Origin of the sequence: Musicola keenii (assembly GCF_014855505.1) — a bacterium.
Lineage (GTDB): Bacteria > Pseudomonadota > Gammaproteobacteria > Enterobacterales > Enterobacteriaceae > Musicola > Musicola paradisiaca.
Genome location: NZ_JAAWVW010000002.1, coordinates 60,495 through 77,864, shown reverse-complemented (window position 1 = coordinate 77,864; position 17,370 = coordinate 60,495). Strand labels below are relative to the sequence as shown.

The following is a 17,370-nucleotide window of genomic DNA, read 5'->3' as shown; positions in this document are numbered from 1 at the left end:
CGCCTGATTTTGTCTGCGGTGTTAGCGCAGCCCGGCGGCGCTGGCACCATCGCGCACCAGATCGCGCGGCAATGTGTTTTTCAGCCGAGATCCGACGCGCTTGGTCAAGCCAAGTGGCGTTTGCCGCCAGACCAGCAGGATATCGTCATGGGGCGGCAGCGCATCCGGGTAGAGATCTTTGCCCTGAAACCACGCGCGCGCATTATCATCATCCAGCATAAATGCGTTGGCGCTTGATGTGTCGCCAAGCGCGACAATGGACTCGTGTTGCCAGCGATAGCCTTTGGCGAAGCGTTCTGCCAGCCGAATGCCTGGCCGTGAGAAGCGGATTCGGCCAAACAGTGGGTGCAACTGTGCCGGGAACAGCCAGATTTCGTCATCACGCTGCCAAAGCTGCAGCGTGTCTTCCGACCAGACAAGCCCCAAATGATGGGCCGTCTGGATGAGCTGGCGCGCTTCTTTGGCGTTGATGGGGGAGAAAGGGAACTTCCCGGCCTTATAGCTGGGTTCCGGCAACCCTGAAACGCTGGCGGTTTTACGCAAACGGGCGATAAAAAAACCTTCACTGTCGTAGATTTGCGGAAAAACGTGCAAAAAGCCTTCGGCGGTGGTGGCATGGTGGGCTTCGGGAAACAGGTTATCAAGCGGTTCGATTTCGCAGGCATGGGGAAACTGGGTCAGCAGCCAGCGGCAAACATCCTGATTTTCCTGATGATTCAGCGTACAGGTCGAGTAAATCAGTACGCCGCCCGGTTTGAGCGCGTGAAAGGCGCTGAGAATCAGCTCCCGCTGCGTCGCGGCGATATCGACGATACTTTCCGGCGACCAGTGGCTCATGGCGGCCGGATCTTTGCGTACCACGCCTTCGCCGGAACAAGGGGCATCAAGCAGCACCGCATCGAAATGTTCCGGTAACACCTCGCCGAAGATGCGGCCGTCAAAATGCGTCAGCGCCGTATTGCTGACACCGCAACGGTGCAGATTGGCATGCAATACCTTGACCCGGCTTGACGAATATTCGTTGGCGACAATCCCGCCTTGATTGCGCATTCGCGCTGCCAACTGCGTGGTTTTTGAACCGGGCGCCGCCGCCATGTCCAGTACCCGTTCTGGCGTGATACCACCGTGGAACAAGGCATTGACCGGCAACATGGAGCTGGCTTCCTGGATATAAAACAGCCCGCCGAGATGTTCCAGCGCATTGCCCAGACGCAGCACTGCGTCGTCGGCATTGAGCAACCAGAAGCCTTCGTCGCACCAGGGGATAGGTGCTAACTGCCAACCATAGGGCTCGACCAGCGCGAGGAAATCTGTGACGCCGATCTTCAGCGTATTAACACGGATACTGCGCCGCAGCGGGCGTTGGCAGGCAGCAATAAACGCATCCATGGATAAATGCGCCGGCATGATGTGCTGCATGGCGGCAAGAAATTCGACGGGGAGAGCGGCGGGAATGTGTTTAGTCACTGGCGATACCGTTTGCTGCAAGCGTTCAAAGGAGCGAGATAGTACCACAAAGCGGCGCCATCGAAACGGACGGTGCCCGCTCCACGGCCGGGAGACGGGCGCCTGTACTGATTAGCGGTCGGGCAACGCGGTGCCCCATTCACGCCATGCTTTGGGTTCTTCGTTTTGCAGCAAAAAGTGCCGTCCGGGCTGCGCCTGAGGCGCCAGCGGGGTTGCCGGCGGCGTAGCGAAGGCAATACCGCCGCGGATAAATTGCTGGAACGTACCGCTTTTGATGACCCCGCCGGTCAGGCCGAATTGCAGGTTATAACCGGAAGCCAGCCAGAACACGGAATTGTCCCGCACCAGATGGGCGTGGCGCTTGCTGATGCGCAACGCAACCGATACCCGATCAGACAATGGCCCCAGGCTCAACCCGGTGACTGTACCGACTTCAATACCGCGGAACAGCACCGGCGTACCGATTTGCAGGGAGCCGGCTTCCGCGGTATCCACGCTGATATTCACACCCTCCTGATAGCGGGAATCGGAGATGGTGGCTTTTTGTAATTCAAAGCTGCGGGTGGTCGCGCCGCCACCCGGTTCGACGTTGATATAAGGCTGAATCAGGGTTTCCAGATGGTTAACGCCGGCGGCGGAAATTTCCGGCGTGACCACCGAAAACCGCGTGCCGGCACGGGCGAAATTATGTACATATTCTGGGTAAAGCACCGCCTGAATCTGGACTTCGTCGCGCTGGGGCGCCAGTTTTAACGACTCGATCTGGCCGATATCGATACCCAGATAACGGATGGGCATGCCCGCGGACAATTTGCTGGCGTCGTAGGTTCTTAGCGTAATGCGGCTGCCGATCGCCCTGGCGGCGGTTTCACTACCGTAAAGCGGGCGTTTGCCGCCCTGGATGGCGTCGACGCCGTCAACATTGTCGAAGCTGATGGCGCCTTTCAAGGCTCGACTGAGCGGCGAAGCTTGTACTGTCAGCCCCGCGCCGTTCAACTGGACGCGAGCGCCGCCTTCTGCCCAGAACACACTGTTTTCCGTCAATAGTTTGCGGTATTCCGGCCGGATATAGACCTCTACGTCGAAGTTCTCCGGGCGAGGTCGGATACGGGTGATTTCACCCACCTGGAATTTACGGTACAGCACGGCGGAGCCTTCCTGAATATCCGGCAGATTGTCAGCCTGCAGCGTCAGGGTCGTCGGCAGGCCGTTTCCCTGAATGCCGGCCTCGGCGCGGGCACGATCGCCATACAGCGGATAGCGAGACTGCGCGTCGCCGCGATTGCCGGCGAGGACGTCAATGCCGCCGGTAAGCCATTCATCGGCACTGGCGCCGGATACTTGCACACCGTCCAACCCCAGTTTTACGCCGATCCGGCTGCTGGCGATAAATTTGCTGTCCTGATGCAACAGTTGACGATAACGGCCGTCGATCACTGCGGTGAAGGTTACGCCGTCGTTGTTCAGCGTGCGTTGGATGACACGGCCAACCTGCACGCCGTGCAGTATCACCGGCTGCCCGCTGTCGACGCCGTAACTTTGGTCTGCCGTGAGGGTGATGGTCAGCGCGCCAGGTTGTTGTTGCAGCTGCTGAGCGCTATCCAGTACGGTAAAGCGTTGACGGGGTTCGCCCTCGCCGGGCACCAGCGACAGCGTGGTACCGCTCAGCAGTGCGGGGAGGTTGGGATTACTCAGCGACAGACTGGGCTCGTTAAGCGTAATCCGGGTGTTCGAGCGCATCAGCGGAACGATCGACGGGTCGATAATTAATTCACCGGTGACGTGGTGATCGTCGGTCAGTGATAGCCGTCGCAGCGTGCCGACCTCCAACCCCTGGTATAACAATGGCGTGCGACCGGCTTTGAGTTTATCGCCGGAAGGCAGGTCAAGGGTGATCGCGACACCACGCTGGCTGCTGGCCAGATCGGGATACAGCGAATAATTCTGATCCGGCGCGGCGGCGTTATCCTGCTCGGGGGAATCGAAGGCAATCGCGCCGTTGACCATCGCGGAGAGATTCTGTATGTCGACGGTCGCGCCATTCAAGCTGACATCGGCCTTCAAGCCGGAGACGTTCCAGAAGCGGCTGTTGGTTTTCACCAGCCCGGTAAAGCGGCGTTCGATCAGAACATCCACCGTGACGCCGCCATGATCCTGACTGACGCTATAGTCGTAGACTTTTCCCACCGGCATTTTACGGAAATACACCAGCGAGCCGATATTCAGCGAGCCTAGATCGTCGGCATGAAGGTGAATCAGCAATTCACCGGTGTTGACCCGATACTTGGGCTGGTTATCCAGCGCAGTGAAGTGGGTTTCGGGCGTACCGCTGCCGGGCATCATGCCGATGTAGTTTCCGCCGACCAGCGCATCAAGGCCGGAAACACCGGCAAGTGAGGCTTTAGGCGTCACCAGCCAGAATTGAGTGCCGCTGCGCAACGCCTCTTTCATATCGCTGCGCACGTTGGCCACTACGCTGATGGTGCGCAGATCCTTGCTTAGCCTGATATCCCGCACGGTGCCGATTTCTACACCTTGATAACGCACCTGGGTTCGGCCGGGGACGATGCCGTCTGCGGAAAAAAAATCGATGGTGATGGTAGCGCCGCGCTCCTGTTGATTGGTGTAGAACAGCCAGCCGGCAATCATCAGCGCTACCAACGGTAGTAGCCAGAAAGGCGAAATACGGCGTTTGGTTTTAATGCGCGCCTCAGTTGGTGTCTTCGTCGTTTGGTCTTGCATTGTTGTCCCACAACAGTCGGCTATCCAGCCAGTCGACCGACAGTATCGTCAAAAATACCGCCGCCCCGAAATAGAAGGCGGCGGGCCCCATAGTAAAAGCCAGCAATTGATCGCGATTAACCAGCGACATGGTCAGTGCGATCACGAACAAGTCGAGCATCGACCAGCGACCGACCCAGGCAATGGCCCGCAATAACCGCATTCTGGTCATCAAACTGTGGCTGACTTTGAAATGAATACTCAATAGCAGGGTCGCAGTGACCAATACTTTGGTGAACGGCACCAGAATACTGGCGATAAAAACCACCATGGCGACCGGAACGTTACCGTTCGCCAGCGATATGATGCCTGAGAAAATGGTGTCTTCCTTGCGGCTGCCGTTGACATAAATAATGGATATGGGCAGCAGGTTGGCCGGGAATAGCAGAATGATCGAAGCGATCAGCGCCGCCCAGGATTTTTGCAGGCTATGAGCGCGCCGGGCGGTCAGCGGAACGTGGCAGCGATGGCAGCGTCCTCGGCTGTCCGGCGTTCCGGTAAACAAGCAGGAGAGGCAAACGATCGGTGCCGTCTCAGACGAACCGGCTGGTGGCTGTGGGTAAAAGCGGCGCCACAGTTGTTGCGGATTGAGATGAATCAGCGTCAGTAGGCTGAGTAGCATCAGCGCCAGAAAGGCTGCCAACCCGTACCCTGGTTGGACATCGGAGAACTCGCGTACTTTGATGGCCGCCACCGCCAGCCCCACCAGATACACGTCCAGCATGATCCAGGCTTTCAGTCGTTCGAACAGCAACAGCACCGGTCGCAGATTCATACCGATTCGGGGGGCGAAAAACAGATAGAGCAGGGCGCACACCAATGTAAACGGGGCGCCGATGGTGCAGAACATCACCATGCTGGCGGTAAAAGGGTGGCCTTGCCGCGTCATCTGCCAGATGCCTTCCAGCAGGCTGGCATTAATGGAAACCCCCAGCAGTTGGATGTTGAGCAACGGCTCGGTGTAGGCAAAAGGCATCAGCACCAGCATCGCCGCGCCCATGGCGGCCAGCCGGGAGATGGACCAGTCCCGGCCTGAATCGATATGTGCCTGGCAACGGGGGCAGTGCGCGTGCTGATTGCGTTTCAGTCGAGGAAGCGCAAACAACAGATCGCACTGCGGGCAACGCTGTCGGCGTATGCCGGGCGCAGGCGATGGCGCCGTAGTCACGTTGTTCTCCGGTGCGGTGGATGACGAGAGGTGATAAATTTTCATATTTCCTGCAGGCAGGTAGACAGGACAGGTATTATCATAGTGTAACTGGATGATGGATGACACAAAATTGCGTTTCGTACCATCTGATTCAGACCTTACGCGCGGGCGTCTTGCATCGACCACCGCGCGTCGCATTTTTCTGCATAAATGGGCATTTGTGCCGTAGCGGAAATCGAGTAGCATCCTCGGCGGGCTCTTCATTTAATGTGTAGCCAGGGTGTCGGTAGCTGAACTGTTTAGACAATATCCGGATGATGACAAAACAAGAATTTTATGACGATCTGGTGCGCGACCTTTCCTCGCTGATTGCGGGCGAGAATCGCTTTCTCACGGTGTTATCCAATAGCAGCGCGTTGCTGTTCGAACGGTTGGAGGGCGTCAACTGGGCAGGTTTCTATCTGCTGGACGGCGATACGTTATTCCTAGGGCCATTCCAGGGAAAGGTGGCCTGCGTGCGAATTCCTGCGGGCAAAGGCGTGTGCGGGCGGGCAGTTACGGAGAATCGGGTGCTGCGAGTGGACGATGTCCATGCTTTCCCTGGCCATATCGCCTGCGATGCTGCCAGTAACGCCGAGATCGTATTGCCGCTGATGATCAATGATCGGTTGATTGGCGTACTGGATATCGACAGTACCCATTTCCACCGGTTTGATAATGAAGATGAGGATGGTTTGAAAGCTACCGTGGCGGCTCTGTGCAACCAATTAGCGCAGACCGATATCATGGTGTTCATCAATTCTCTCACGTTGCGACAAGGATAACGTGGCAATTGCCGATGGCGTCATTATAATGACGCCTGTTCATGCCTGCGCTGGTTGGCAAACCCGTTGTAATCAGGAAATTTCATGGAAAATCAACCTAAGTTGAGCAGTAGTAAAGAAGTTATCGCCTTTCTGGCTGAGCGTTTCCCGCTTTGCTTCACGACCGAAGGCGAAGCGCGTCCGTTAAAAATTGGGATTTTTCAGGATCTGGTCGCGCGCGTGCCGGATACTGAAAACGTCAGTAAAACACAGCTTCGTTCCGCATTGCGGCTCTATACCTCAAGCTGGCGTTATCTGTACGGCATTAAGCTGGGCGTCCAACGTGTCGATCTTGATGGTAATCCGTGCGGCGAGCTTGAGCAGCAGCATGTTGATCATGCCCGCAAGCAATTGGATGAAGCGAAAGCGCGCGTGCAGGCACAGCGGGCCGAGCAGCAGGCGAAGAGACGTGAAGCCGGAGAAAGCGACGAGCAACCGCGCAAACGTCGGGTTGCCGACAGGAATGCGCCGCGCCGCGAACGCAACGCCGCAGGCTCCGCTGCCGGCAAACCTCGCCAGCCTTCTTCCCGTCCCGTGCCGACAAGTTCTTCATCACCTGCCAAAGCGCAACCCCGTCAGCCTAAAGTGGCTAACGAGGTTCAGCAGGCGCCGCGTCGTAGCGTTACGGATATTTCCAGCCTGCATATCGGTCAGGAAATCAAAGTCAGAGCCGGCAAAAACGCCATGGATGCCACTGTGCTTGAAATCGTTAAAGATGGAGTTCGGGTTCAACTGGCTTCCGGTCTGGCGATGATTGTGCGCGCAGAACATTTGCAGTTCTGATACGGAGGCCAACCTGGGCATGAACAAATTTGTAAAAGTAACGATGCTGACCTGGCTTCTGCTTTCCGGCGTCGCCAGCGCCAGCGAAAATATCACTCGCGCCGATCAGATCCCCCAATTGCAGCCTGAAGCGCAGCATGCCACGGTGAGTGAGCGAGTGACGGCACGCTTTTTGAGGTCGCACTATCGTCAGTTCATGCTGGATAAAGAGTTTTCCGGCAAGATCTTTGATCGCTACCTCAATATGTTGGATTACAGCCACAATGTGTTGATGGCGTCCGATATTGAACAATTCGCCGGCCGCAAGAGCGAACTGGGCGAAGATTTAAAGAATGGCAAACTGGATTTGCCCTACGCCATGTATAACCTGGCGCAGAAACGCCGCTTTGAACGTTACCAGTACGCGCTGTCGTTGCTGGAAAAACCGGTCAATCTCAACGGCAACGATTACATCGATCTTAACCGTGACAAAGCGCCCTGGCCGAAGAACGCTGATGAGCTGAATGCGTTATGGGATGCCAAAGTTAAATTCGATTGGCTTAGTCTGCGCCTGACCGGTAAGACGGATCAGGAAATCAAGGAAACGCTGACTAAGCGTTATCAATTCGCGGTTCGCCGTCTGGTGCAGAGCAATAGCGAAGATGTGTTCCAACTGGTGATGAATGCCTTCGCCCGTGAAATCGATCCCCATACCAGTTATCTCTCTCCGCGCAACACCGAACAGTTCAATACTGAAATGAGCCTGTCGCTGGAAGGGATTGGCGCCGTGTTGCAGATGGATGATGACTATACGGTTATCAATTCCATGGTGCCGGGCGGGCCGGCAGCGAAAAGTAAACGTATCACCGTGGGCGATCGCATCGTTGGCGTCGGTCAGGCCGGCAAGCCGATGACGGATGTTATCGGTTGGCGTCTAGATGATGTGGTGGCTTTGATCAAAGGGCCGAAGGGGAGCAAGGTGCGGCTGGAGATCCTGCCGGCCGGAAAGGGCACCAAGACGCAGGTGATCACGCTTACGCGCGAACGTATTCGTCTTGAAGACCGTGCGGTTAAAATGACGATCAAAGAGGCCGGCAAGGATAAAGTCGGTGTGCTGGATATCCCCGGTTTTTATGTCGGCCTGACCGATGACGTGAAGGTGCAGTTGCAGAAGCTGGAAAAAGAGCATGTCAGCAGCATTATTATCGACTTGCGTGGTAACGGTGGTGGCGCGCTGACGGAGGCTGTCAGCTTGTCGGGCCTGTTTATCTCCAGCGGTCCAGTGGTGCAAGTGCGTGATAACAATGGCAAAGTGCGTGAAGACAGCGACACCGACGATACCGTGTATTACAAAGGGCCGTTGGTGGTGCTGGTGGATCGCTTTAGCGCCTCGGCATCGGAAATTTTTGCCGCAGCGATGCAGGATTACGGACGCGCATTGATTGTCGGCGAGCCGACCTTCGGCAAAGGAACGGTTCAGCAATACCGCTCGCTGAATCGCATCTACGATCAGATGCTACGACCGGAATGGCCGGCATTGGGCTCGGTGCAGTACACCATCCAGAAGTTTTATCGCATCAATGGCGGCAGCACTCAGCGCAAGGGTGTCACACCGGATATTCTGATGCCGACCGGCAATCAGGCTGTAGACACTGGCGAGAAATTTGAAGATAACGCATTACCGTGGGATAGCATCAAAGCGGCAACTTATACCCCGATGGGGGATATCAAACCGGTGTTGCCTGGGTTGATCGATCAACATAATGCGCGCATTGCTAAAGATCCGGAGTTCCAATATATCGAGCAGGATGTTACTCGATATCAGGAGCTGAAAGACAAACGCAATCATGTATCTCTCAATTTGGCGCAGCGCCAGAAGGAGAACAGCGAAGAAGAAGCGATGCGTCTACAGCGGATCAATGATCGGATGAAGCGACAGGGTAAGCCGGCATACAAGTCGTTGGATGATGTACCGAAGGATTATCAGGATCCGGACGCTTATCTTAACGAGACGGTACAGATTGCCGAAGATTTATCTCACATACCGTCGAAGCAGCAGTAATTCATTGCCATCAGGCCCCGGTCAGTACCGGGGCTTTTTTTGTCGCCATATCCTCCCTTGTCGCAAGCTGTTGAGCCGCTTTTCTGCGTGTCGGTAAGGCGTCATTGCCGCTTCTCACACCAAACGCACTCGCGCCATTCGTTATTCCTTCCTGTCTTGATGTACGTCAAAAGACGAGCTGCAATCAGGAATATTATTGAGAATAGTTATTAATTATTTTTTCCTATGCACTCGCACTGCTGATTTGCATTTGGAAGCGATGATGTACCAAATCATTGGTGAAGGAACTCTGTATGGCCCTAAGTCTTCAAACTCTGCTTGAGCTGCCGCTCAACGTAAATGCTGTCGTCGCGCGCATTCGCCTGACAGGGGAACATCAACAGCGGTTAACGGAATTGGGGATCCGCATCGGCGGGACGGTACGGGTGATCCAGCGTGACGCCAATCAGCCGTTGATGTTGGCTTCCGGGGATTGTCGTGTGGCGATTAATCGCGATATCGGTCAGAAAGTCTGGGTATCCTCGCAACAACACAATGCATAAGGACGATAGTCATGACACTGGAAACATTGACCGTGGGTTCGCGCTGGCGTGTAGTCGGCTTTCAAAAAGGTGAGGCGGATTACCGCAAACGGCTATTGGCGCTGGGGGTGACACCGGGCGTCGAATTCACCGTATCCCGAGTGGCGCCGTTAGGCGACCCCATTGAATTGCGTCTGCGCGGCGCGGCGATAAGCGTGCGTAAGGGCGAAGCACAAATCCTGATTCTGGAAAAATTTTAACCCCTGCGCAGGTAAGGATCTTCTATGGCTACACAACCGGTTATTTGCGTGGTTGGCAACCCAAACTGTGGAAAAACTACGCTATTCAATGTATTGACCGGCGGCAAGCAGACCGTTGGCAACTGGCCTGGCGTGACGGTAGAGAAAAAGGTCGGCACTTATCGTTATCAACAACAGCAGGTTATGCTGGTGGATTTGCCGGGCGTTTATTCACTCAACCCATCATCAGAAAGTTCGGAAGACGAACGGGTCGCTCGTGACTATATTCTGTCAGGCGAAGCCAATCTGGTACTGAATATCGTCGATGCCTCCAATCTGGAACGCAATCTGTACCTGACCTCTCAGCTGTTGGACATGAAAGTGCCGATGGTGGTCGCGGTGAATATGATGGATATCGCGGCGGCGCGTAAACTGGAAATCGATATCGCCGGCCTGCAACAGCGACTGGGGTGTCCGGTTATTCCGATTACGGCAAGCCAGAAAAAAGGAATTGATGCATTAAAACAGCAGTGTCAGGACGCGGTGGCCCAACCCAGCAAGCCGACGGTCGACGTGCCTTATGATCCCCCTTTACACGAGGCCGCGCTGGCGATTGCCGCGCAACTGGCGCAAACACCGGGCATCAGTAATCCGTACTGGCTGGCCGTGCAATTGCTGGAGGGGGATGCATCGGTTCGGCCTGCCGCGCCGCCGGCTGCGCTGCAGTTTGCGGATGAGCAGGTTCGGCGGCTGGTCGCTGATTATGACGACGAATTGGATATTTTCCTGGCGGACGGGCGCTACCAGTTTGTAGGGAGCATCGCGCGAGAAGTGATTGTTCGGCGCGGAGAAGCGTCGGCCACGCTAACAGATAAAATCGACCGCATTGTTCTACACCGTTTCTTGGGGATCCCTATCTTTCTGCTGGTGATGTATTTGATGTTTGTTTTCACCATCAACGTGGGTAGCGCGTTCATTGATTTTTTTGACAAGCTCTTCGGTACGCTGTTTGTCGATGGGCTGGGTGAATTATTGCTGGCCATCAATACGCCAGAGTGGCTGAAAACGCTACTGGCGGATGGTGTCGGCGGCGGGATCCAGACCGTTTTCACCTTTATCCCGGTTATTGGGTGTTTGTATCTGTTTTTGTCCTGGCTGGAAGACTCTGGGTACATGGCGCGAGCGGCGTTTGTGATGGATAGGTTTATGCGCAGCATCGGCCTGCCGGGCAAAGCATTCGTCCCATTGATCGTCGGTTTTGGTTGCAATGTGCCGGCCGTGATGGCGACACGTACCATGGAAAAACATAACGACCGCGTCGTTACTGTGATGATGGCGCCATTCATGTCTTGTGGCGCCCGGTTGCCGGTCTACGTACTGTTCGCTACCGCGTTGTTTGTGGACGGCGGACAGAATCTGGTGTTTGCCTTGTATCTGATCGGGATTCTGGCGGCGATCGTCACCGGCTTCCTGTTGAAAAATACCGCATTGAAAGGGGATGTGTCGGCGTTTGTGATGGAGATTCCGCCCTACCACTTGCCCAGTCTGCAGAGTGTGCTGATCCGTACCTGGGATCGGTTGAAGGGTTTTATTCTGCGCGCGGGGCGGTTGATTGTCGTGGTCGTCACGGTGCTGGGGTTCCTGAATTCGATGGGAACCGACGGTTCCTTCGGCAACCAGAACACACAGAAGTCAGTGTTGTCGGCCATCGGTCAGTCGATCGTACCGATGTTTAAACCCATGGGTGTGCGGGAAGATAACTGGCCCGCCGCGGTCGGCGTGTTCACCGGCATTTTCGCCAAAGAAGCGGTAGTGGGAACCCTGGATTCTCTGTATGGCGCAATGGCGTCCCGTCAGGATGGCGGGGCTCAGCATGAGGAAAAAACGTTCAGCCTGACCGATGGCGTAATGGGTGCTTTGGCTACCATTCCTGAAAATCTTGGCAAGTTAAGCGAGGCCGTACTTAACCCGCTGGGCCTCAACGTCGGCGACCTGTCTGATACGGAAGCCGTCGCGAAAGACAACAAATTTACCGTTACGTCGCTGACTATGATTGAACACATGTTTGACGGCCAGTTGGGGGCGTTCAGTTATCTGTTGATGGTACTGCTGTATATACCGTGCGTTGCGGCGGTATCGGCCATCTGGCGCGAGGTTGGCACCGCCTGGACGCTGTTCTGTGCGGTTTGGACGATCCAGGTCGGGTATGGCGCGGCGACGTTGGTTTATCAGGTCGGCACTTTCGGCCAACACCCTCTGTACTCGCTGTGTGCCATTACCGGCGTGGCGGTGATGTGGGGCGTGACAGTGTTGTTGCTGCGGCGTCATGGCCTACTGCGTCAGCAGATGCTGGTCAACGATGCGAAATAACCGTTTGGTGGGGAGTCGATCATGACACTGATGGAATTGCGGGATTTTGTGCGCGAGCGTAAGAAAGTGTCGCTGCGTGATATCAGCGTCGCTTTTCACGCTGAACCGGGCGTGATTGAGGGGATGCTGGATGTGTGGGTACAAAAGGGCAAAATCCGCTGTCACCGGGAAAAAATCGGTTCGCAATGCGGCAGTTGTTGTTCGTGTGATAAAAGTCTGGGGCAGTTTTATGAGTGGCTGTAATGCTGTCTTAAACACGTTTTGCAACGAGCATGCCGTTCAATTGCCTTGATGTCATCGGGGAAACGCAAGGGATATACACGGAGAGTCATCTCCCTTGCGTTCGCCCTGCAGGCGCTGAGATTAACGGCGAAGCGTCAGGTGTCGTGCGTATTTTTTCATCCCGACCAGTTCGATATCTGATGTGTAAAGTGCGTGGAAATTGATGACCAATTGATTAACGCCTCGTTGCTCAGGGCGATACCGAATACTGTCCGCCACTCTTCGTTCTCGTCATACCTTTTATTCATCCTCTACACCTGACCCGTTTGCCGCATTCAGCCAATGCGCATGCCGTGGCGGGCGCATGGGTCGTGGGCGACGTACTGAGCGCGGGTATCACGTCGCGGTAATGTGGAACAGACGTTACCGGAAGGTTGCGCGATGTCGTCTATATAGGGTGCCAGAGGGTTAAATAGTCTGTATGCCGCACCGGGCGGGCTTCTCGTAATTATAACGAACGGTAACGAAACCAAACAAAAACTGACCTGACGCAATATCTGCCTATAACCGCCTCTCCATAATGAAACCAATCGTCCATCTGGGGGGTAGATGATGGAAAAATTACTCGATCGTTTTTTGAATTACGTTTCTTTTGATACACAGGCCAAATCTGGCGTTCGCCAGGTGCCGAGCACGGAAGGTCAGCTGAAACTGGCGCAGGCGTTGCAGCAGGAACTTGTTGAACTGGGGTTTGAACAGGTATCCATCAGCAAGCATGGCTGCGTGATGGCGACGCTGCCTGCCAATGTGGCATGGGCTGTACCGGTTATCGGTTTCGTTTCCCATATGGATACGTCGCCGGATTATTGCGGCAAGGGTGTGAATCCGCAAATTGTTGAAAATTATCGGGGTGGCGATATCGCGCTGGGTATTGGCGATGAAGTGCTGTCGCCGGTGATGTTCCCGGTATTGCACCATCTGCTGGGGCAAACGCTGATTACCACCGATGGAAAAACCTTGCTGGGGGCTGATGATAAGGCAGGGATTGCCGAAATCATGACGGCAATGGTGCGTTTGAAGAAACGCCAGGTGCCGCATGGTGAAATTCGAATTGCGTTCACACCGGATGAGGAAGTGGGCAAAGGCGCACAGCATTTTGATGTGGCGGCGTTTAATGCCGAATGGGCTTATACCGTGGATGGCGGCGGTGTCGGAGAATTGGAGTGTGAAAACTTCAACGCGGCATCGGTTACTGTCAAGATCGTCGGCAATAATGTCCATCCGGGCAGCGCCAAAGGCGTGATGGTTAACGCCCTAACGCTGGCGACCCGTTTCCATCAGGAAATCCCTGTTGATGAAACGCCGGAGCACACCGAGGGTTATCAGGGCTTTTACCATCTCCATAGCGCTAAAGGATCGGTAGAGCGTGCCGAGCTGCACTATATCATCCGCGATTTTGAGCGTGAGCGTTTTGAGCAGCGGAAACAAACGATGGTGGCCATCGCGGAAAAAGTGGGTAAAGGACTGCATCCGGATTGCTATATCGAGGTCACGATCACCGATAACTACTACAACATGCGTGAGCAGGTGGAAAAACATCCGCATGTGATTGCGCTGGCGCAGCAGGCGATGCGGGATTGCGACATTGAGCCTGTCATGAAGCCGATTCGCGGCGGTACGGATGGCGCGCAGTTGTCATTTCAGGGATTGCCGTGCCCAAATCTGTTTACCGGTGGCTATAACTTCCATGGTAAGCATGAATTTGTCACGCTGGAAGGCATGGAAAGCGCCGTTTCCGTGATTATGCGAATTGCTGAGTTGACCGCGTTGCGCGCCAAAAACCGGCAGTCGGTGAGCGATACGGTATCGGCGCGAGTCTGAGTGATCTCAGCGGGCCCTTGTTTTGCGGCTGAATGGGTAGGGAACACCGCATGCCCGTCAGTTAAACGTCCGTGCCTGCGGAGTGAACATCGAAGGGCGTCCTTCGAGAATGCCGTTTGCATTTGCCCAGTGTAATGTTGTGCAACGGGAAATATGAGGGGGAGGCCCACTCGGTGCCTCCCTTGGTTTTTTTCGCATCAGACTGGGTCGTCAGCGGGCGGTGTTGATGTCAGTCAGCGAAGTACCAGTAGCCGCTGTTGATAAACTCGGCCAATTTCGCCAGAAATGCCGGGTCGTCAAGCGCATCGCCGAGCAGGGCGCTATCGAGAGTATAGTGCTGCGCCAGCGCCGACAGAGCGCTCTGATGGCGGGTTTCCAGCGCTTCGCCGTTCACGTAGCAAATGCCGTCCAGGCACAATACGCGCAGCCCGCCAAGCCGCCGCAGAGATTCGCCCTGTTGTAGCAGTTCGTAGATTTCTCCCGGTTGATAAGGCGGCTCCGGCGGCGCCAGATCCAGTTCGTGGCGGGACTGAGAGACAAACTCCCCGAACCAACGATGAAACGACTCTTTATCCTGCACCAGCGCCAGCATCATCTGTTGAAGCTGGTTCACTTCCTGCGGCAGGATTTCCGCCGGATGAGGACGGGGCGGGATATCCGGATCGCTATAACGGTGGCTGCCCAGTTCTCGGGTCAGCACGTAATCGGCGAACCCGCTGACCAGCTCGCGTGCGCTGGGTGCACGGAAACCGACAGAAAAACTCATGGAGTTTTCCATCGAGTACCCCTCGTGCGGAAATGCAGGCGGGATATACAGGATATCGCCTGGCGAGAGCTCTTCGTCGATGATGGCGTCGAAGGGATCCACCTGCAGCAGATCGGGATGCGGACAGTGCTGTTTCATGGGAACCTGCGCCCCTACGCGCCAGCGTCGGCGCCCCGTCCCCTGAATGATGAATACGTCATACTGATCCAGATGTGGCCCTACTCCACCACCGGGGACGGAGAAGGAGATCATCAAGTCGTCAATGCGCCAGTCTGGCAGGTGGCGGAAGGGGCGCATCAGTGCGGCTGAGGGTTCATGCCAATGGTCGACAGCCTGCACCAACAGCGACCAGTTGGTTTCACCCAGATGATCATAACTGTCGAACGGCCCATGGCTGACATCCCACCGCCCGTCCTGATGGCTGACCAGCCGGCTGTCGACCTCATTTTCCATCGCCAGCCCGGCCAATTCATCCGGCGTGATGGGGTCGATGAAATGGGTGAAACCACCTTTGATGATCACCGGCGATTTTTGCCAGTGATGGGCGATAAAGTCCTGCCAGTCAATATTAAGTTGATAGTTCATAACGCATTTCCAGTAACGGGAGGCTAACGGCAAGTATAACGGAAGCCGAATGGCGCTGTCCTTTTCTTCCACCAACATCCGGGGCGTATCACACTCCCGGATGAATTCGCTGCAACGGGAAATGCCGGCCAGGCATGGGATGGGTAGTCACATCCGTGTAAGCGAAGCGAGCGCCGCAAAAGGGCGCCGCCGGTTATCTCCTCCGCATAGTTCTACCCGCGTAATTTGACGGTATAACGCTCAGACATCGTTCTGATTAAGGTGCTGACGGGCGAAAATGGCTTCGACGCGCGCACCGCCAAGCGTGCTGTTGCCGATCACAATTTCCCCTTGATATTGTTCAATAATTTCTGCCGCCACGGACAGGCCGATCCCCTGACCGGGACGCATGGTGTCGGCGCGTTGTCCGCGCTGGAAGATCACGTCCCGTTTACTGTCGGGGATGCCGGGGCCGTCATCGTCAATCACCAGGTGTAGTTTCTGGCCGGAATAGCAGGCGCTGATCTCGACAAACTCGAGGCAATACTTGCAGGCGTTATCGAGGATATTGCCCATCACTTCCATAAAGTCGTTCTTCTCGCCGATAAAGGTGAGCTCGGGCGCGATATCCATGGTCAGTACCACCCCTTTGCGCTGATAGACCTTGTTGAGTGCGGAACACAATGCATCCAGTAGCGCGGGCACCGAATGGACTTCTCGGGGCATGACCAAGTGTTCGGTGCGAACGGTGGCGCGGTGCAGGTAGTAGCCGATTTGCTGAGAGAGGCGACTAATTTGCGTCAGCATAATGGGCTCGGCCTGTTCGATAGTCAGCTCCTTGCCGGTACGCAGCGATCGTAACGTGGTCTGTAGTACCGCCAGCGGAGTTTTAAGGCTGTGGGTCAGGTCGGTGAGCGTGGTGCGATATTTGTGATAACGCTGGCGTTCGTTGTTCAGCAACGTGTTCAGATTGCGCACCAGACTGGCGAGTTCCCGCGGCGGATTCTCGTCCAGATGCTCACGCGAACCGTTTTCCAGTTCCCGGATTTGCCGCACCAGATGTTTGATCGGCCGTAAACTCCAGTGTGCCGCCAGCCATAACAACGGCAGTACCAGCGCCAGATGTGCGATAAATACGTAGCGGAACCATTCCCAGACCACATCCGCCTGTTGTAATTCTTGCGGCACCCGGTCTACCACCACAATCACCAACTTGGGCAGATGAGAGGTGGCGGGGTAAACGTTAACGGCGATGGAGTGGGTAAACGGCGTTTTGTCTTCCGTGTTGTAAGCGTGGAGTTTATCCAGTATCTGCGGACTACCCTGTAATACCGCATTGCTGGTGCGCGTGTCGGCGTCTAATTCGTGATAGTCGGTTTTTTCCAGCCATTCCGGTTTGATCTGCGATTCCAATTCTGGCACTGCGCGTTCCCGCCACAACAGTTTGCCGTGCTCGTTGTAGATAAACACCAGCGTTGGATAGTTAATATCCAGTTCGGGCGGGGTAGCGATAGTGAGCTGGTTGTCGCGCCATTGCGCCAGGCTGTAGAACAGATTGCTTTCTCCGCGCAGCAGGCGAAAAGAGGTTTTGTCAAAGCTGACGCTATAGCCTACGACCGCGACGATACCGTAGGAAAGCGACAGGGCCAGCACGATCGCCACGGTGGCGATCAAAAAGCGGAATCGGAGTGAAAACGGGGATTTTTTGGCCATGTCAGCCCT

Annotated in this window: 13 protein-coding genes; 8 read left to right on the top strand and 5 right to left on the bottom strand. The window is 55.5% G+C overall.

The genetic code is table 11. The features are described 5' to 3' along the window. Positions 1-21: 21 nt before the first annotated feature. From rsmF to yebS, 3 genes are all read right to left on the bottom strand, one after another. A complete protein-coding gene (gene rsmF / locus HEP82_RS02625; protein ID WP_192456852.1) occupies positions 22-1,467 on the bottom strand; it encodes a 16S rRNA (cytosine(1407)-C(5))-methyltransferase RsmF in 1,446 nt (481 codons plus the stop codon). A 111-nt stretch (positions 1,468-1,578) separates the two neighbouring features. Then, a complete protein-coding gene (locus tag HEP82_RS02620; RefSeq protein WP_192456658.1) occupies positions 1,579-4,209 on the bottom strand; it encodes a PqiB family protein in 2,631 nt (876 codons plus the stop codon). Beyond that, entirely contained in the window at positions 4,178-5,461 is a 1,284-nt protein-coding gene (yebS, locus tag HEP82_RS02615; protein ID WP_225622283.1) for a membrane integrity lipid transport subunit YebS, read from the bottom strand. The genes HEP82_RS02620 and yebS overlap by 32 nt, the downstream gene beginning before the upstream one ends. A 254-nt stretch (positions 5,462-5,715) precedes the next feature. On the opposite strand from yebS, the gene HEP82_RS02610 reads away from it, so the two are divergent. The 8 genes from HEP82_RS02610 to pepT all read left to right on the top strand — a co-directional run bounded on the left by HEP82_RS02610 (position 5,716) and on the right by pepT (position 14,318). Next, a complete protein-coding gene (locus HEP82_RS02610; RefSeq protein ID WP_192456850.1) occupies positions 5,716-6,222 on the top strand; it encodes a GAF domain-containing protein in 507 nt (168 codons plus the stop codon). Between the two features lie 84 nt (positions 6,223-6,306). Continuing rightward, positions 6,307-7,044 carry an RNA chaperone ProQ gene (gene proQ, locus HEP82_RS02605; protein ID WP_192456657.1) on the top strand — a complete coding sequence of 246 codons (738 nt, stop codon included), beginning with the start codon at positions 6,307-6,309 and terminating at the stop codon, positions 7,042-7,044. Positions 7,045-7,063: 19 nt separating this feature from the next. Continuing rightward, on the top strand, positions 7,064-9,085 hold the full coding sequence (prc, locus tag HEP82_RS02600; RefSeq protein ID WP_192456656.1) for a carboxy terminal-processing peptidase: 2,022 nt from the start codon (positions 7,064-7,066) through the stop codon (positions 9,083-9,085). 293 nt (positions 9,086-9,378) lie between these two features. Next, positions 9,379-9,627, top strand: a complete 249-nt coding sequence (locus HEP82_RS02595; RefSeq protein ID WP_015853770.1) for a FeoA family protein — start codon at positions 9,379-9,381, stop codon at positions 9,625-9,627. 11 nt (positions 9,628-9,638) lie between these two features. Further along, positions 9,639-9,866 carry a FeoA family protein gene (locus HEP82_RS02590; protein ID WP_015853769.1) on the top strand — a complete coding sequence of 76 codons (228 nt, stop codon included), beginning with the start codon at positions 9,639-9,641 and terminating at the stop codon, positions 9,864-9,866. A 24-nt stretch (positions 9,867-9,890) separates the two neighbouring features. Next, positions 9,891-12,215, top strand: a complete 2,325-nt coding sequence (gene feoB, locus HEP82_RS02585; protein WP_192456655.1) for a Fe(2+) transporter permease subunit FeoB — start codon at positions 9,891-9,893, stop codon at positions 12,213-12,215. A gap of 21 nt (positions 12,216-12,236) precedes the next feature. After that, a complete protein-coding gene (locus HEP82_RS02580) occupies positions 12,237-12,458 on the top strand; it encodes a FeoC-like transcriptional regulator (protein WP_192456654.1) in 222 nt (73 codons plus the stop codon). A 591-nt stretch (positions 12,459-13,049) separates the two neighbouring features. After that, on the top strand, positions 13,050-14,318 hold the full coding sequence (pepT, locus tag HEP82_RS02575; protein ID WP_192456849.1) for a peptidase T: 1,269 nt from the start codon (positions 13,050-13,052) through the stop codon (positions 14,316-14,318). 229 nt (positions 14,319-14,547) lie between these two features. Here the strand turns inward: pepT and HEP82_RS02570 are convergent, their stop codons facing one another. Together HEP82_RS02570 and phoQ are read right to left on the bottom strand one after the other, a co-directional pair. Continuing rightward, positions 14,548-15,669, bottom strand: a complete 1,122-nt coding sequence (locus HEP82_RS02570; RefSeq protein ID WP_192456653.1) for a ribosomal protein uL16 3-hydroxylase — start codon at positions 15,667-15,669, stop codon at positions 14,548-14,550. 240 nt (positions 15,670-15,909) lie between these two features. Then, positions 15,910-17,361, bottom strand: coding sequence for a two-component system sensor histidine kinase PhoQ (gene phoQ / locus HEP82_RS02565; protein WP_192456652.1), 1,452 nt, complete (start codon positions 17,359-17,361; stop codon positions 15,910-15,912). Positions 17,362-17,370 lie beyond the last annotated feature (9 nt).

What these genes read in the sequence shown, in the direction of transcription:
- HEP82_RS02580 (WP_192456654.1), top strand. Translation starts at nt 12,237, where the DNA reads ATGACACTGATGGAATTGCGGGATTTTGTGCGCGAGCGTAAGAAAGTG.
- prc (WP_192456656.1), top strand. Translation starts at nt 7,064, where the DNA reads ATGAACAAATTTGTAAAAGTAACGATGCTGACCTGGCTTCTGCTTTCC.
- proQ (WP_192456657.1), top strand. Translation starts at nt 6,307, where the DNA reads ATGGAAAATCAACCTAAGTTGAGCAGTAGTAAAGAAGTTATCGCCTTT.
- pepT (WP_192456849.1), top strand. Translation starts at nt 13,050, where the DNA reads ATGGAAAAATTACTCGATCGTTTTTTGAATTACGTTTCTTTTGATACA.
- HEP82_RS02570 (WP_192456653.1), bottom strand. Translation starts at nt 15,669, where the DNA reads ATGAACTATCAACTTAATATTGACTGGCAGGACTTTATCGCCCATCAC.
- HEP82_RS02620 (WP_192456658.1), bottom strand. Translation starts at nt 4,209, where the DNA reads ATGCAAGACCAAACGACGAAGACACCAACTGAGGCGCGCATTAAAACC.
- HEP82_RS02590 (WP_015853769.1), top strand. Translation starts at nt 9,639, where the DNA reads ATGACACTGGAAACATTGACCGTGGGTTCGCGCTGGCGTGTAGTCGGC.
- HEP82_RS02595 (WP_015853770.1), top strand. Translation starts at nt 9,379, where the DNA reads ATGGCCCTAAGTCTTCAAACTCTGCTTGAGCTGCCGCTCAACGTAAAT.
- yebS (WP_225622283.1), bottom strand. Translation starts at nt 5,461, where the DNA reads ATGAAAATTTATCACCTCTCGTCATCCACCGCACCGGAGAACAACGTG.
- phoQ (WP_192456652.1), bottom strand. Translation starts at nt 17,361, where the DNA reads ATGGCCAAAAAATCCCCGTTTTCACTCCGATTCCGCTTTTTGATCGCC.
- feoB (WP_192456655.1), top strand. Translation starts at nt 9,891, where the DNA reads ATGGCTACACAACCGGTTATTTGCGTGGTTGGCAACCCAAACTGTGGA.
- HEP82_RS02610 (WP_192456850.1), top strand. Translation starts at nt 5,716, where the DNA reads ATGACAAAACAAGAATTTTATGACGATCTGGTGCGCGACCTTTCCTCG.